At 41.2% G+C, this 16,162-nt stretch carries 14 protein-coding genes; 12 read left to right on the top strand and 2 right to left on the bottom strand.

Annotation, left to right across the window (positions count from 1 at the left end; genetic code table 11):
* Window positions 1-15 precede the first annotated feature (15 nt).
* Window positions 16-426, bottom strand: a complete 411-nt coding sequence (locus tag ACYQ0H_RS07160) for a cytidine/deoxycytidylate deaminase family protein (protein ID WP_459812156.1) — start codon at window positions 424-426, stop codon at window positions 16-18.
* A 356-nt stretch (window positions 427-782) separates the two neighbouring features.
* Here ACYQ0H_RS07160 and rbr point away from each other — a divergent pair, with 356 nt between their 5' ends.
* From rbr to ACYQ0H_RS07105, 11 genes are all read left to right on the top strand, one after another.
* On the top strand, window positions 783-1,322 hold the full coding sequence (gene rbr / locus ACYQ0H_RS07155; protein WP_459812155.1) for a rubrerythrin: 540 nt from the start codon (window positions 783-785) through the stop codon (window positions 1,320-1,322).
* A 392-nt stretch (window positions 1,323-1,714) separates the two neighbouring features.
* On the top strand, window positions 1,715-1,867 hold the full coding sequence (locus ACYQ0H_RS07150; protein ID WP_459812154.1) for a hypothetical protein: 153 nt from the start codon (window positions 1,715-1,717) through the stop codon (window positions 1,865-1,867).
* Between the two features lie 295 nt (window positions 1,868-2,162).
* Entirely contained in the window at window positions 2,163-4,196 is a 2,034-nt protein-coding gene (gene recG / locus ACYQ0H_RS07145; RefSeq protein WP_459812153.1) for an ATP-dependent DNA helicase RecG, read from the top strand.
* A gap of 34 nt (window positions 4,197-4,230) precedes the next feature.
* On the top strand, window positions 4,231-4,899 hold the full coding sequence (locus tag ACYQ0H_RS07140) for a lactate utilization protein (RefSeq protein ID WP_459812213.1): 669 nt from the start codon (window positions 4,231-4,233) through the stop codon (window positions 4,897-4,899).
* A gap of 186 nt (window positions 4,900-5,085) precedes the next feature.
* Window positions 5,086-5,649 (top strand): hypothetical protein, encoded by a 564-nt coding sequence (locus ACYQ0H_RS07135; RefSeq protein WP_459812152.1) that lies wholly within the window; start codon window positions 5,086-5,088, stop codon window positions 5,647-5,649.
* A 235-nt stretch (window positions 5,650-5,884) separates the two neighbouring features.
* Window positions 5,885-7,081 (top strand): type II secretion system F family protein, encoded by a 1,197-nt coding sequence (locus ACYQ0H_RS07130; RefSeq protein ID WP_459812151.1) that lies wholly within the window; start codon window positions 5,885-5,887, stop codon window positions 7,079-7,081.
* A 36-nt stretch (window positions 7,082-7,117) separates the two neighbouring features.
* Window positions 7,118-8,596, top strand: coding sequence for a pilus assembly protein PilM (gene pilM / locus ACYQ0H_RS07125; protein WP_459812150.1), 1,479 nt, complete (start codon window positions 7,118-7,120; stop codon window positions 8,594-8,596).
* Entirely contained in the window at window positions 8,596-9,312 is a 717-nt protein-coding gene (locus ACYQ0H_RS07120) for a hypothetical protein (protein ID WP_459812149.1), read from the top strand. Before pilM ends, ACYQ0H_RS07120 begins: the two co-directional genes overlap by 1 nt.
* A gap of 128 nt (window positions 9,313-9,440) precedes the next feature.
* Window positions 9,441-11,849: a hypothetical protein gene (locus tag ACYQ0H_RS07115; RefSeq protein ID WP_459812148.1), complete on the top strand. Its 2,409-nt coding sequence runs from the start codon at window positions 9,441-9,443 to the stop codon at window positions 11,847-11,849.
* 12 nt (window positions 11,850-11,861) lie between these two features.
* Window positions 11,862-12,569, top strand: a complete 708-nt coding sequence (locus ACYQ0H_RS07110; protein WP_459812147.1) for a PulJ/GspJ family protein — start codon at window positions 11,862-11,864, stop codon at window positions 12,567-12,569.
* 12 nt (window positions 12,570-12,581) lie between these two features.
* Complete coding sequence (locus tag ACYQ0H_RS07105) at window positions 12,582-13,226, top strand: pilus assembly FimT family protein (RefSeq protein WP_459812146.1); 645 nt, start codon at window positions 12,582-12,584, stop codon at window positions 13,224-13,226.
* 145 nt (window positions 13,227-13,371) lie between these two features.
* On the opposite strand, the gene ACYQ0H_RS07100 is transcribed toward ACYQ0H_RS07105, so the two are convergent.
* Window positions 13,372-14,178, bottom strand: a complete 807-nt coding sequence (locus ACYQ0H_RS07100; protein ID WP_459812145.1) for a prepilin peptidase — start codon at window positions 14,176-14,178, stop codon at window positions 13,372-13,374.
* Between the two features lie 182 nt (window positions 14,179-14,360).
* Between ACYQ0H_RS07100 and ACYQ0H_RS07095 the strand changes: the two genes are divergently transcribed.
* Window positions 14,361-16,040, top strand: coding sequence for a GspE/PulE family protein (locus tag ACYQ0H_RS07095; protein WP_459812144.1), 1,680 nt, complete (start codon window positions 14,361-14,363; stop codon window positions 16,038-16,040).
* Window positions 16,041-16,162: the final 122 nt, after the last annotated feature.

The following is a 16,162-nucleotide window of genomic DNA, read 5'->3' as shown; positions in this document are numbered from 1 at the left end:
GTGTGTAAGATGAGGTCAGCATACAACAGGCTGCCACGCAAAAGGCAGCAAATCTTTCGCACTAACCTTAATTAAATTGCCGTTTTCGTCATTTAAAATTACCTTAATGTCGGGACAGTATTCAAAAAGCATTTGTCGGCAATTACCGCAGGGAGGAATAACGCAATTGAGATGTTTCTCATGAACGGCGACAATTGTATCAAATTCTTTTTCTCCGTTTGATATTGCAATACCGATGGTAATATACTCTGCACAAGAGCCGTGAATGCCGTCACAGTTTACGCCTTTGTATATATTTCCGTTCTTGCACAAAACAGCACAGCCGACAGTATGATCATATACGCCATCGTTAAAATTATTCCCTAAAACTTCCAATCCTGATGCTATGAGTTTCATATCCTTTTCAGTAACAGGGTATCGTTCCACATTAAAACCTCTTCTATGGTATATTTGTTTTATTGTATCACGCCTGCAAATAGAAGTCAACACTGAAGGAGCGTTTTTCATTGAAAAAATAACATTCGGCATCCGTATCGGAAAGTAATACAGCATAGCTAAATATAACATTAAAAAGAAAAAGGGGAGAAGAAAAGTTGTTTATGGTTTAATAGTAAAAAACAAATAATAAAAAGCGGCTTTATTGTATACAATTGTATATTTAAGTCAAACAAATTAATCAATATCAATAAAATTTATTTCGGTTCTAATAAAATAATGTTGACATTTAACAAAAACTTTGGTATACTATATTTATAGAAATTTTAATAAAAGGAGAGATCACTATGGCTGAATTAAAGGGAACAAGAACTGAACAGAATCTTATGACTGCGTTCGCCGGCGAATCACAGGCGAGAAATAAGTATACATATTATGCAAGCAAGGCTAAAAAGGACGGCTATCAGCAGATCGGCGCGCTTTTTGAGGAAACTGCAAACAATGAAAAGGAACATGCTAAAATATGGTTCAAGCTTCTGCATGACGGAATCCCGTCAACTGCGGAGAATCTTCTTGACGCTGCCGAGGGTGAAAACTACGAGTGGACAGATATGTACGCTGAGTTTGCTCGGGTAGCAAAGGAAGAGGGATTCGACCATATAGCCTATCTTTTCGAGAAAGTTGGGGATATCGAAAAGACCCATGAGGAGCGGTTCAGGAAGCTGCTCAAAAATGTTGAGGGAGATCTGGTATTCTCCAAGGACGGAGATCGGATCTGGGAGTGCAGGAACTGCGGACATATAGTAGTAGGCAGGAAAGCTCCGGATGTTTGCCCGGTATGCAATCACCCGCAGTCTTATTTTCAGGTAAAGGCTGAAAACTATTAATTTTGCTTTTTAAATTTTCTCCTGAAGGCGGAGCCGGTAATTTTCCGGTTCCGCCTTTTTATTGCCTAAGCTTTATAATAAAGTTTACTGTCATGGTTTATACTTTTTTATTTTTACAGAAAACAATACGTCAATTATACACAAGATAAGTTAGCTTAGGATAACTTAAATATGTGCAGTTATACAGATTTTAAATAATTACACACAACGCTATTGACTTTTCAGCTGGAATATGTATAATAATTATTAGGGTTAGCCAAAGCTAACCTGCACAGAATCATGCGGCTTTCATAAAATAATATTAGGTATCCGGCACGCCGCAGCATAACGTAAAATCGGTATGCTCAAAAGTTTCCAAGGAGGTATGCTCCTGCGGGAGCATTATTTGAATTATGATATTTGCGCTGCTGCTCTGCATTTTTACTATAGCTTCAGTAACGGCAGTTAAGCTTACAGCGGTAAAAATGTACTATAAGCTTACTGAGAAAAACTGCCGGCGCGTAAAAACCTGTGACAATGCGTCGGAAAGTGACAATACGCTCTGAACAGGTTCGGGAGCCTGAGGGGATGATTCGGTATAACTTACCGATGCTTTTAGAGCTGCCTCAGGCTCTTCCGAATCAAATTAACATATCCTTCTCAATACGAAAAGCCCTTCGGTCTGACTAGCCGGAGGGTTTTTTGTACATTTCAGAGGGCGGAGTATACGGACCTCAACTAAAGTTCAAGTAAAAAAATAAAAATCGATTTCCGTGGGAAGCGGAAATTATCGCTTGAAGTTTTAATAAAATTATGCTATTATTTATTATAGTATAATATAGCAGCAAAGGGGGGACGGCTGTGCTGGCTGAGCTTGAAAAGCCGATAACGTATCTTAAAGGCGTAGGACCAAAAAGGGCTGAGCTGTATCAGAAGCTGGGGATCGGCTCTGTTTATGAGCTTCTGAACCATTTTCCCAGAGATTATACAGACTATACTTCGGCACAGGAGATACGAAGCTGTCCTATCAACGAGATATGTACTGTCAGGGGCAGGATAGTAAAAAAGCTTCCTCCTGCACTGATCAGAAAGGGTCTTGCGGTCTATAAGGCGGTATTTACCGACTCAACGGCAGATCTGACGATCATAATATACAACAGCGAGTTTATGTTCGACAAGCTTTCAGTCGGAGAAGAATATATCCTACACGGCAGGATAACGGGAAACATGATAAGGAAAGAAATGAACTCGCCTATGTTTATTTCTGCTGAAAGCGAGGATAAGATAATTCCTGTTTACCATCTTACAGACGGACTTTCACAGCAGATACTGAGACAGAATATACACAGCGCTCTCTTATCCTTTGACAGGGCGATCTACGAGCCGCTTCCTCCTGAGATAATGAGAGAGAACAGCTTGTGTTCACTTGAATTTGCTTATCGGAATATACATTTTCCAAAGGATATCCATTCAATGAATATTGCAAAGCGGCGTCTTGTATTCGACGAACTGCTTTCGCTTCAGCTTGGTATGCATATGCTGAAAATGAAAAACCGCAGGCGTACAGGCTGTGTAATGCGTCCTGTTTCAATGGAGCGGTTTTACAATGCGCTTCCATTTGAGCTTACCGCAGGTCAGAGGTCGGCGGCGGAGGACTGCGCCGCGGATATGTGCAAAGAATATCCTATGAACAGGCTTATACAGGGCGACGTAGGTTCGGGAAAAACTGCGGCGGCGGCTGGAGCAGCATATTTTGCGGCTGAGAACGGATATCAGACTGCGCTTATGGCTCCTACCGAGATATTGTGCGCTCAGCATTATGATACGCTTAGCGGGTTTCTTTCACCGCTGGGTATAAAGATATGCCTGCTTACAGGCTCGCTTCCTGCAAAGCGTAAGAGGGAGATAAAGGAAGGGATAGAATCGGGTGAATATCAGATAGTTATCGGAACTCATGCGCTTGTTCAGCAGTCGACGGCGTTTCAGAATCTGGGACTTGTCATAACTGACGAGCAGCACAGATTCGGAGTAGAACAGCGGGCAATGCTGGCGGCTAAGGGAGAAAATCCACACCGTCTTGTAATGTCGGCTACTCCTATTCCTAGAACTCTTGCGCTGATGATCTACGGGGATCTTGACCTCTCGGTACTGAAAGAGCTTCCAAAGGGCAGACAGCCTGTTGAAACCTACGCGGTTACGGGAAAGCTTCGGGGACGTGCGTTCGGATTTGTAAAAGATCGGCTTGACGAGGGCAGGCAGGGATATATAGTTTGTCCTGCGGTAGATGAGAGCGAGCTTGATATACAGAACGTCAAAGGCTATGCAAAAAAGCTTGCAGAAGAGGATTTCAGAAATTACAGGGTAGGTCTTATTCACGGTAAGCTTTCCTCCGAAGAAAAGGAATCAGTAATGAGGCGGTTCAAGGACGGAGAGATCGACCTGCTTGTTTCGACTACTGTAGTCGAGGTTGGAGTAGATGTTCCCAATGCCGCAGTTATGGTCGTTGAAAATTCCGACAGATTCGGTCTTTCGCAGCTTCATCAGCTGAGAGGACGTGTCGGCAGGGGAAAATATAAATCTTACTGTATACTTATTACCGATAACGTTACTGAGGAAAGCAGAAAAAGGCTGAGGATACTTGCTAAGAACTCCGACGGTTTCAGAATATCAGAGGAGGATCTAAAGCTTAGAGGTCCGGGGGATTTTTTCGGCAGCAGGCAGCACGGGCTTCCGAAGCTTAAAATTGCGGATATGGCGGAGGATACGGATATTCTGCTGCTCGCTCAGAAAACGGCGAAGCGTCTTGAGGAAATCGACCCGAAGCTTGAAATGCCTGAGCATAAGGGAATACGGGAAGCGGCTGAGAGGCTTTTTGAACAAAAGAACGGCAGCTGAAAATAATAATTTTATTGAAAGGATATGTTTATATATGGACGCAAATATGAAAGCTGTAATAAGCGGGAGAATTGAACGAACTGCGGAAAACCTGCGCAGGAACAATATGGAGGTCTATATTGCCGAAAACAGCTCGGAAGCGGTAAGGATAATCGAAGGCCTTCTGAAAGAGGGAGAAACCATATCCTGCGGCGGCTCGGCAACTCTTGCGGAAAGCGGAGTTACAGAGCTTATGAGAAGCGGAAAATACAACTTTATTGACCGTTCAAAAGCTGAAAGCAGGGAGGAAACGGAGGAGCTTTACCGAAAGGCGTTTTTTGCTGATACCTATCTTACATCTGCGAACGCAGTCACGGAAAACGGAGAGCTTTATAACGTTGACGGCAATTCAAACCGTGTTGCGGCTATCTGCTACGGCCCGGAGTCGGTAATATTTATAGTAGGGATAAATAAGATAGTCAGGGATCTGGACGAGGCGGTAAAGAGAGTTAAAACCTGTGCCGCACCTGCTAACTGTATACGGCTCGGCTGCGATACGCCATGCTCAAAAACCGGAGAATGCATATCCCTGAAAAAGGGCGGAGATATGCCGTCCGGCTGCGCTTCGGAGGGAAGAGTATGCTGCAATTATCTCGTATCTTCATGGCAGAGGAAGAAAAACCGCTTTAAAGTTATAATAGTAAAGGAAGTTCTGGGATATTGACGCAGGTAAGCGGATCTCAAAAGGCTGATCGGATCAATATGATGACAAATCAGACAAATCGGTAAAAAGCTGTGTTAAAAAACAAAAAACCATTGTATTTATTAAATAGATATGGTATAATAAAAGTGTTGAAATTTGTGCAATTGCAATAATTAAGGTTCTTGTCACGAATAATGGAGGTATATAATGGATTCGCTGAAATTTCTGCTTTATACGCTGGCACGGATAGGTCTGCTGTTGGCTTCCTTGGCGCTTGCTCTTGTATTCGGAAAAATTTTCTTTCCTATAATTGCGTCGCTTGTACCAGAATCGATGAATAATTTAAATAATTTTTTCCTGAGCCCCGTCAGCGGTTCCGTTGTTGCGTGGCTTACCATGCTGGTTTTACTGGCAGTACTGTTCTTTGACGACGGCAGACGTCATGCCGCCTATGAGTCGTGGAGCAGTATAAACGTAAGCATTGCGCTGATACTGATGTTTATGGTTTATTTTATACCTGTTATTTTCAGAGATTCTTTCAGCGCTGAGGGGAAGGGCAGGCTGTTTTACGAATTTTATTATTTCCCCTGCAAATGGCTGAACGGACTTCAGGGGATCGATCTGACGCTCAGCGCCGCACTTGGCATAGGTTTGATCCTTATTGCCTGTTTGCTCATGTATATTCTTTCGTATAGGCTTTATGTCAGAAAGCACCCGGTCATATTGCGTCGGTCGGAGTCATTGCAGACTGATCCAGACGGTGCAGAGTAAAGCGTATCCTTTGGATTTTTGTTTATTTGACACAAGCTATTAATATTTGTTTTACTGTATTTGGTTAGTTTCAATAAAAAACGTCCTTGTATTTTGTCAATTAAATTATAAAAAATATTCATTTTTTCCTTGATTATTATGAGGAAAAATGTTATAATGATAAAAATGCGTTTTGTGTTGGTTTCGTGATAAAAAACATCGTTACGCATTTACACAGTGGAGGTGTAACCGAAAAATGAAAAATTTTACCTATGTTGCTAAAGATACCGCAGGAAAGACCATGAAAGGTACGATAGAAGCGGAAAATGCGCAGGAGGTACTTGACAAGATACACGAGCAGGGCTGGTTCTGTGTAAGCTACAGCGAAGCGCTGGGAGGCTCGAAGAAGAGCGTGTATAAGTTTAAAACCAAAGCTCTTGCCTTTTCCTGCCGTCAGCTGGCGGCAATGATGTCTTCCGGTCTTACGATCGTTAAAGCTCTGGATATTCTATATAGGGAAGAGGAAAACAAGGGAGCAAAGGAAACCTGGCTCGGCGTTTATGAGGACGTTAACAAGGGCTCTACCTTTACCGAGGCTCTGGAGGCGAGAAAGGGAAGCTTTCCTGATTTCTTCATAAGCATGGTCGATGCAGGCGAATCCGCAGGAAACCTTGATATAACGATGCAGCGTCTGAGCGACTACTATGCTAACAGCAACAAGCTGAACAATAAAGTAAAAAGCGCAATGACGTATCCTATTATTTTGGGTCTGCTGTGTATAGTAATGGTTATCGGAATGTTTACGCTTATCCTTCCTCAGTTTGCCGGAATGATGGGCGAGGATAATATGAATGCGCTCCAGAAAGGAATGTTCGCATTCAGCGACTTTATCAAGGCGAGATGGTACATACTTATAGCTGCTGTTGTAGTAATAATTATCGGTTGGATATACGCTTTGAAGGTTGAATCGGTAAGGCTTTGGTTTGACAGGATAAAGATCAAAATGCCGGCGGTTGGCCCGCTTATGGTCAAGATATATGAAGGAAGATTTGCCAGAACTCTTTCATCCCTTTATTCAAGCGGTATCTCAATGGTCGAATGCCTTGAGCGTTCGTCAAAGATACTCGGAAATACATATGTAGATAAGCTGTTTATTCAGGTCGTTGACGAGGTAAAGCAGGGCGCACCGCTTTCGCAGTCGCTTTCAAGAACTGAAATATTTGAGGGTATGTTCTGCTCGATAATTTATGTCGGCGAGGAATCCGGCGCTCTTGACGATATTCTTGAGAAAACAGCGGATTATTATGAAGAAGAAGCCGACGCAGCTGTTGAAAGACTTGTTGGTCTTATGGAGCCGCTTATGATAATTATCATGGGTCTTGCCATCGGTCTGTGCCTGGTAGCTATATTCCCGATGCTTTACGGCGGAATGGAAGGAATAGAAAACGCTTAAATATTGTATATAAATTTTAAATGAGGTGAAGGATAAATGCTGTCATTTGACATATCTGATAGGCAAATAAATATCGTAATGGGCGATAACTCCGCTAATAAGATCAGAATTGAAAAATCTCTGACTGTAGACGTTCCGGAGGATATGATCATGAACGGAGAGGTAATAAATCTTTCCGGTCTGGCTGAGCTGCTTACAACGAATCTCAAGGCTGATCTGATGGATGATAAGGACGCGATCGTTACGTTTTCTTCCAGCAACATCGTTTTTAAGGAGCTTGTAGTTCCTAAAGCTAAGGGAAACGAATTTCTGACCATGGTACAGAATCATATGAGTCAGGAAATGGGCATAACCGACGAGTATTCGATTTCATATACTATAGTAGGAGAAGCGGGGGAGGAAAATCCAGGTGCACTTAAGGTTCTTGCCACCGCCTGTCCAAGTTCTATAGTTGAGGCGTTCAGAAAGCTGTTCAACATTATGGGACTGAATCTTAAATCTGTTAACATAAGCTGTAACTCTATTTCAAGAATAGTACTTGCAGATAAGTCGAATATTGAAAAAATGCCGCTGCTGGTATGTCAGCTTGACAATAACTTTCTCGGACTTACCTTGTTTGAAAACGGACAGATGGCATTTGCAAGGTATGTTCCTATCTCTCCTGAGGATTATGAGTCGGAGGATTACCTTATCGAAGCGCTAAATGAAAATATTTTCAGAATGGAGCAGTTCAATAAGGCGAGAGGCGGCCCGGGACTTGACAACGTTATACTTTACGGACAGATAGACGATTACATAAAGCTTGTAGACGCGCTGGACGGACTGGATATAAAGGCGTCGATATTGGGAGTTCCGGCTCAGATAACCGGTTATGAAAACTTTGAGTTTACTGTATTTGCAAACGCTATCGGAGCGCTCTATAAAAGAAACAAGCAGACGGAGCGTATAAATCTTCTTGAGGTCGACTCGTCGACCGGTAAATCAAGCGCAGGACTTAATTCGCTGCTTATAACAGCGGGAGTTGTCGTATGCGCTTCGGCAATAGCTATCGCTGCGATCTCTTTGTTTATCAATATGAGAGAGAGCAATATACAAGACGACATTGCTGCTGCGGAAAAGAGCATTGCGGAATGCGATGATATAATCAATGAAAATTTGCAGTATCATGTTTTTCTTGATGTAGCTGCAAACTATAAGACAAAGGTTGAAAACGCCAAAAATAATCTTTCAACTCTTCCTGTGCTTAAAAAGCAAGTTTTTGACCAGATCGATTCGGTTACAGGTTCAAACATTGAATACGAGGGCTTTACCTACGACGAAACTCAGGGTCTTGTAACGATCACAAACGTTAAGCTGACAAAACAGCTTGACGCTCCTAGCTTTGTAAAAGCAATAAAGAATCTTAATTATTTTGTCGACGTTCAGTTTAGCGGATATACCGGAACGGGCGAGGGTGACGATCCGGTAATTATCACATCGCTTCAGCTTTATATGAAAGGACAGGGTGAGGAATAATGAAACTTACATATCGTGACAAGGTTCTTTTAACGTCGCTATTGGTCGTTTTAGTATGGGTCGCAGGAATCATGCTGTTTATAAAGCCGGCGTTCGAGGATATGAACAGTGCAAGCAAGACATATGCTGATAAAAATACTGAATATCAAAAGAAAAAAGAGCAGGTAGAGAAAGAAGCTGATCTTAAGCAGAAAGCAACAGAAGCATTCGGCGAGGTTTCCAAGCTGGCCAGCAATTTCTATGATACTCTTTCGACCGACGAGGTATGTGAAATTGTAGATACCTTGCTTGACAAGGACAATATCGAGAACGACAGTCTGACTATATCTGCATACTCAACGGTAGTACTTGACAAATTCGGCTATACAAGTACGGTAGTAAAGACTGATTTTGACGAAACGATAGAAAGCGCCAATCCCGGTTCAGCTTCGGATTCGTCTTCTGCCGCTCCAGCCAATACCGAGGTTGAGACTGCCGCAACTGTTCCAAACTATACTGTATCGTTTGGATATAAATGCAGATTTGAAGATTTGAAGGCTTTTCTTGATAAGCTTACGACCAACAATGAGAAGAGTCTTGTCGTTACGAACTGCACTATAACAAATGTAAACGAAGATGTGATCGAGGGAAATATGACGATGAATCTTATGATGCTTCCAAGGCTTCCGGATTTTACATTAGAGGCAGCAGACGATTCGTCATCAGCGGCTGAATAAGAAATTAATACATTTTTTGGCAGGCAGACGGCTGAAAACGCCCCTGCCGAAAAGTGTTATATATTAATTAAAAGTTTTATTATAGTCAATCGGACGTAATTATTTAATTTGACTGAAAGGTGGTTATTATGAAGAGGAGGATAAAGAAGAACCAGAAGGGTTCGGTTCTGCTTACAGTAATATGCTTTACGACGGTGTGTATGCTATTAGCCAGTACAGCGCTGTCGCTGGCGAATTATTCTTCAAAGGTATCCAATAACAATATCCGCAGCACTCAGGCGGAGATCACCGCGCAGAATTATTTGCAGGAGTATATAAACAGCTTTGCCGGCAATTATGATGATCTTGCAAGTCTTGCCGGTACGAGCGAATCATCTCCTTCGATTGTTAATGTAAGTATGCAGGATTCAGCCGGCAATACTATATCTGACGCCGGAACCTGTCAAATAAAGATTTATAAGAGCGGCAGCGGAGTTGTTGTAAAGTCAGAGGCTACTTATGCGGGGGAAACTGAGGTTGCCAGTGCGTTTTTTGAGGTAAATAGTACATCAACGAGTTTAACGCCAACATCTATTCTTACTAGTGATGGAATTAATACTAATAATGTTGCTACTCCAATGAATGGGGATATTCATATTGAGAATTCAGATATGAGTAAAGTTACAACATTTTCTCAAGATGCAACATTTTATAGTAATATATATATACAAAATAATGTTAAAATCACAAATAATTGTCACTTTAACGATACTATAAAGAAGAAGGCATTAACGTTGTCTTCAAAGGGTTATATTTATTTCCCTGAGAATAGTTCAGGAACAGATTTTAAAACGAATATAGGAAAAACCGACAATTCAGGAAATAATTCTTTTGCTGGAGCGGCATATCCGTCACCATCTGGTTTGTCCAATACTGATGGTTTTATTAACACTGACAAGAAAATTATTCTTGGAAAGGCTAATATAGGTGAATCAGGAAAACCGATAGACATTTATTCGTATGGCGCATATATAGGGGCTGTGCCGAAAACCTTATTGACATCTAATGACAATAAGGCTGATTATGATGATATTGATGGAGTTTTTAATGAAGTTGGAACGATAAATGATGGATTGTCGTTTTATGGTAATCTTTATTGCTATACTGGTGCTGCTTCGGGAAGTTATCAAAATGGAAGTCTGGTTTTAAACAAAAATAATACGACTACAATTAACGGCGATGTTTATGTTGAAGGAAACATATATTTGGTAAATGGGACTTTAAAAATTACTGGTAATCTTTATTGTGGTGGTAAAGTGTATGATGATGAAGGAAAAGAAGTAACTACTGAATGTGATCAATTAACCGATGCTTCGGGAGATAACATTAAAACTAATAATATAAAAAATGCTAGCGTTATTGGAAATTCAACTAGAAATAAAAAACCATCTACAGATTATGATCCTGTATCCGGAACAACAAAAACTCAAGCATCCGTTTATGCGGCTGCAACAACAAATGATATGTTCCTTAATTCTAAGGGGTTAAAAAGAGTTACTGATGCTTCGGGTATTCTAACTACAGAAAGTGATACGAAGGTTCCTGCTTCTAAAGAATTATCTACGCTGTATCTTAGTGCCTACAACTCATGGAATGACAATCCATCTAATAGCAGCGATGATTATGACTGGGCAAAAGGAATTTATCTTGACGAAGATTGCACAGTAAGTCTTTATTCGGCGATTCTGGATTGTAAATCCGATCCAGACCCAAATCAGTGGCACAACAAATGGCAGACTGACTATAGAAATAATTTTAAATATAATCTGGGCGATAATTCCATATTGTATGTTGAGGATAATTATAAGTACAATTATAATAAAATTAAAGAATTGGAAATTGGGCAAATGGTTTTCCAAAATTCAAAACTTACTATAGAAATTAAAGTTACAAATAGTGATATTGTATTTCTTATTCCTTCTGGAACAACTTTAAATCAAAATGAAGGGTACGAAACATTTAAGATTGATACATCGGAGTGTTCAGGAGATTATTTTTGTTATTTTATGATTTATAATCCTGATATTAATGACACTGACGGATATTATTATGGTGTTAATTATTTAAATGCAAAATCACTTGGTACAGTAACAAAAGAACCCGAATTAAATTTTGGCTCAAAAATAAAAATAACAGAAATAAAGAAGAATCCAGATGGTACTAAATATGAAGTTGTGGATAATTATGTTGCTGGAACATCTGAAGAGAATAGAGTATTTATTTTGTTACCAGATGAGTCAAAATGCACAATAAACGGTAATGGCGGTAAAATAAATGCAATAATTTATGGAATGAAATCCGATATTAAAATTACTGGAAGTTTAACTCAACTTTATGGACAGATTTATAGTCGTACTGTTGATGGACCTCAAGATAATAAAAATGCATTAGTTAATGATGTTCCATATGCCCATAACTCAATTTTTGATTTTATAGCTTATAAGAATTCTTCTAGCACAACCGTAAAACTCGAATACTTCACCAAATACAAAAGCTAAGGAGGGATTTTTATGAAAAAGATCAAGAAGCTCTCCAAAGGAATGACCCTTGTAGAGGTCATAGTTTCAATGACAATATTCGCGCTGGCGGCGGCTTGCATAATGTCGGTCGTCGGCGCCGCGATGAAAATGTCAAACCGCAGCAGAAGACGCGATCTGGAAACCGCGCAGCAGGCTAATGCAATTGGAAAAAAGTCAGATCAGGAAACGGCTGTAATTGGTTCTGAGAAAGATTATACCATTACTTTTACTCCTGTAGGCGGAGGATCTATCAAAACCGTTAATGATATTTCGTTGTATGCCGCCGACGCGGCTCAGTTCGGAGCAGATTTTGGTTTTCAGATAAAAACGTTCACGTCAGGTACAATAAATAGCATATCAACAGACAATTCTAAAGAAGATGAATATAAATTAAATATTGAAAACAACTCATCGGAAAATATAACTGCATATGTTGAGATAACTGACGGATATATTTACGAAGGAAGTACCACAGATGGATATAAACACTCGTCGAAAAGCTATGTAAGAACGGTACAGGCTAACAAGTCTGCTGATTTTGGTTATTATAATTCGTTGTTTAATGCTGGAGCTATAACGATTAGGTTTGTTACAGATTCCGGCACAACTTACGGAGCATATATACTAGATAAAAGCAGCTTTGATCCTTCCAGGAAAACAACCTACAAATATGATGGTACCGTAATGGATGTGTCGTAGGAGGAAAAACACATGAATAAAAATCAAAAAGGTTTTACTCTTGTCGAACTTATTGTGGTAATGGCGCTGATGGCGATCATAATGGGTGCGGTAATGGCAATAATGTCACCGACGGCGAAATTTCATAATAAGGTTGAAAACACCACAAATCAGGAAGCTGTTTGTATTGCTGTGGGTGACGCAATAGCCAATGAGATTCAGTATGCGAGAAAGGTTGCGGTATACTATAACGATACCAACCCTGGTGCTCCGCCGAGTAGTGACTACACTAAGCTTATTACAATAGACAATACTTCAAGAAGCGGCAGCAAAAAAGGAGCGCCGGGAGTTGTTACTAAAAGTGATGCTGACGGAACAAATTCTTCGGTAATAATGGGTGAACCTTTTTATGGAGAGGACGCTTATGGCATTACTATAGGCGAATACAGTTCTGATTCGGGAAAATGCTTTTTGATGCTGGATTTTGAAGGCTGTCCTATGAAATATGAAGGGGGAGCATATGTAAAGAATACAGATGTAATTTATAATTATAGTAAGTCTATTACATTTACCAATATTAATAATTCATCTATGCTTAAAAACACAACTGCTTCTTTAACGGTGAATATCCGCACTGACAACAGTAAAATTTATATTTATTACGAGCCTATTTCATAATAATTCCAAGCAGACTCATATGGGTCTGCTTGCTGAAAAAATCCCCTTAACAGAACACATAAAATTCTATTAAGAGGATTTTTTGAGCAAAACAAACCGCCCTCGTAAAGAGAGCGGAATTTTGTGGCTTTTTTGTCTTCGCGCGCTACGCCAGAAGCTCGTTAAGCCCCGTAAGGGTCATGTACCATTGCGCAAGCTTGTCGCCGTAAAGCGCCGAAACAGCGATTCCAAGCGAAAGCCACGGGCCGAATGCAAAGACCGAGCTTTCGGTTTTGTACTTGATTATAAGTCCTGCTATTGAGCCGCTTATCAGTCCGATGAAAAGCGCGGCTAAAATGTTCTGTACGCCGAGGAAAAGACCTCCCGCCGCCATAAGATATACGTCGCCAAGGCCCATAGCTCTGCCCTTCGAGGCGAGAACTATCAGCAGCAGTGGTACGCTTACCGCAAAGAACCCGATTATATGGGATCTCAGCGTTGTACTCATAATTTCATGGCAGAATATGTAGTTTCCTATCGCAAGCAATCCGATAAATATTACAACATAAGTGGAGATCAGCTGAGTGTCCCAGTCCATGAAGAAAACAACTATCAGCGCCGAGAAAAGCAGAGCGGTAAAGATAAATCTTAAGGGATTTATAAGCACGTCGAAACGCCATGCAATGAAAAGCCAGCATAGGGCGTTGAGAAGCTCGACGATGGTGTATCTGGGCGAAATTTTCGCTCCGCAGCTGCGGCATTTGCCTTTCAGTATACACCAGCTGATAATGGGGACCAGATCGCGCCTTTTTATAGGTTCTCCGCAGCTCATGCAATGAGAGTTTCTTCTGATAAGCGATTCTTCCTTCGGGAGCCTGTAAATACAGACATTTAGAAAACTGCCGACTGCCGCTCCGAACAGGAAAACGAATATGTAAATTACCGAAACGTAGATATAATACTGCGTGTCCAAGGGCTTGCCCTCCTTTAATATTTTGTATTTTTATTTTAACATAATAAACCGTCAATTACAAGTGGCATAAAATATATTTTTGTGCTTATTTTTATTAATAACTATGATTTTTATAGCGTTGTCTATCCGCAGAGCGGCAATGCGTCAATATTTCTTTTCTGCGGGGAATGGAGTTATATTGTATGAGAAACGGACCGATAGGACAATATCTTGTTGAAAGGAACCTGATTACCGAAGAACAGCTTCAGCAGGCGCTTGCAAAGCAGAAGGAAACAAAGGGCAAGCTGTTCGGAGACGTTGTAATAGAAATGGGGCTGGTTTCTGATATTCAGTTTACCCAGTGCCTTGCCGAAAGATTGAACGTTCCTTTCGTGGATCTTGACAATACTCAGCTTATGCCCGATATTGTAAAGAAAATACCGGAGGCTGTGGCAAGAAAGTATAACGTAATAGCTGTAAATAAGATAGGAAAGCGTATTACTGTTGCGACAAACGACCCGGTCAACTTTTACATATTCGAGGATATACGTGCGATAACCGGCTGTAACGTTACTTCGGTTTTGTCTACAAAAGCCGCAATAAACAGGGCTATCGGAAAAATGTATTCCGAGGGACAGGTAAACTCAGTTGTTGACGAGGCTACCAAGCAGAAGGAAGAAGAGCTTAACCTTGACGACCTGAAGGATATTTCCGAGGACAGAATAGAAAATGCACCTATCGTTAAGCTGGCAACTGCGATAGTTGAGAATGCTTTCCGTCAGGACGCTACCGATATACATATTGAGCCTTTCAAGGATTTTACTAAGGTAAGAATAAGAGTAAACGGTGACCTTGTTGAGCTTATGACGATCTCAAGCGCTCTTCATGTTTCGCTTATTACACGTTTTAAAATACTCAGCGGTATGAATATTGCCGAGAAAAGGATCCCTCAGGACGGACGTATGTCGCAGTTCGTTGATGGAACTACGCTTGACCTGCGTGTATCTAATCTTCCTATGGTATACGGCGAAAAGGTAGTTATCCGTATTCTTGCGACAGGTAATATGTCCCTGAGAAAGATAACCGATCTGGGTATGACTGATTATAACTATGAGCGTTTTGCTTCCTGTCTTAAAGTTCCGCAGGGCGTTGTACTGGTAACCGGGCCTACCGGTTCAGGTAAATCAACTACGCTATATGCGGCGCTTGGAGAGATCGCAAAGCCTAATCTTAACGTTATTACCGTTGAGGACCCTGTTGAAAAGAAGATAGAAGGAGTTAACCAGTGTCAGATAAACGAAAAGGCCGGAATGACCTTTGACGCGGCGCTGCGTTCTATTCTCCGTCAGGACCCTGATATTATAATGGTAGGAGAAATGCGTGATGCGGAAACTGCAGAAATAGCCATAAGAGCGGCTATTACCGGACACCTTGTGCTGTCTACGCTTCATACCAACGATGCGGCTTCTACCGTTACCCGTCTTGTCGATATGGGAGTAGAGGCGTATATGGTTGCGACCTCTCTAATAGGTATCGTTGCTCAGCGTCTTACAAAAGTACTTTGTCCTCACTGCAAAAAACCAAGAATGTCAACTCAGGCTGATAACGAGCTTATGGAAATAGACCATTCTATTCAGATATATGAACGCGGAGGCTGTCCTAAATGCAATAATACAGGGTATAAGGGAAGAACGGCTATTCATGAGATACTGCTTTCAACCCCCGAAATGGCTTCGCTTATTACCTCGGGAGCAAAGGCTGACGCAATAGAGGAGCTTGCTAGAAAACAGGGCTGCCTGCTGCTTCGCGACAATGTTTCAAAGCTGGTCCAGGAGGGAAAGACCTCTATAGACGAGCTTATAAGAGTAACCTACGCTGTCTGAGAAATGTAAATGTCACATTATCAGCTGCTTGAGGCTGTAAAAATACGGACGGGGAGTGCGGAAGCTGCGGCTGCGGACTTGCTTTGCTGTATAAATGGCGCTTTCAAATGATAAGTGCGCCG

It is taken from the genome of Hominimerdicola intestinalis (assembly GCF_054655215.1).
This window is presented reverse-complemented; position numbering and strand designations above follow the sequence as displayed.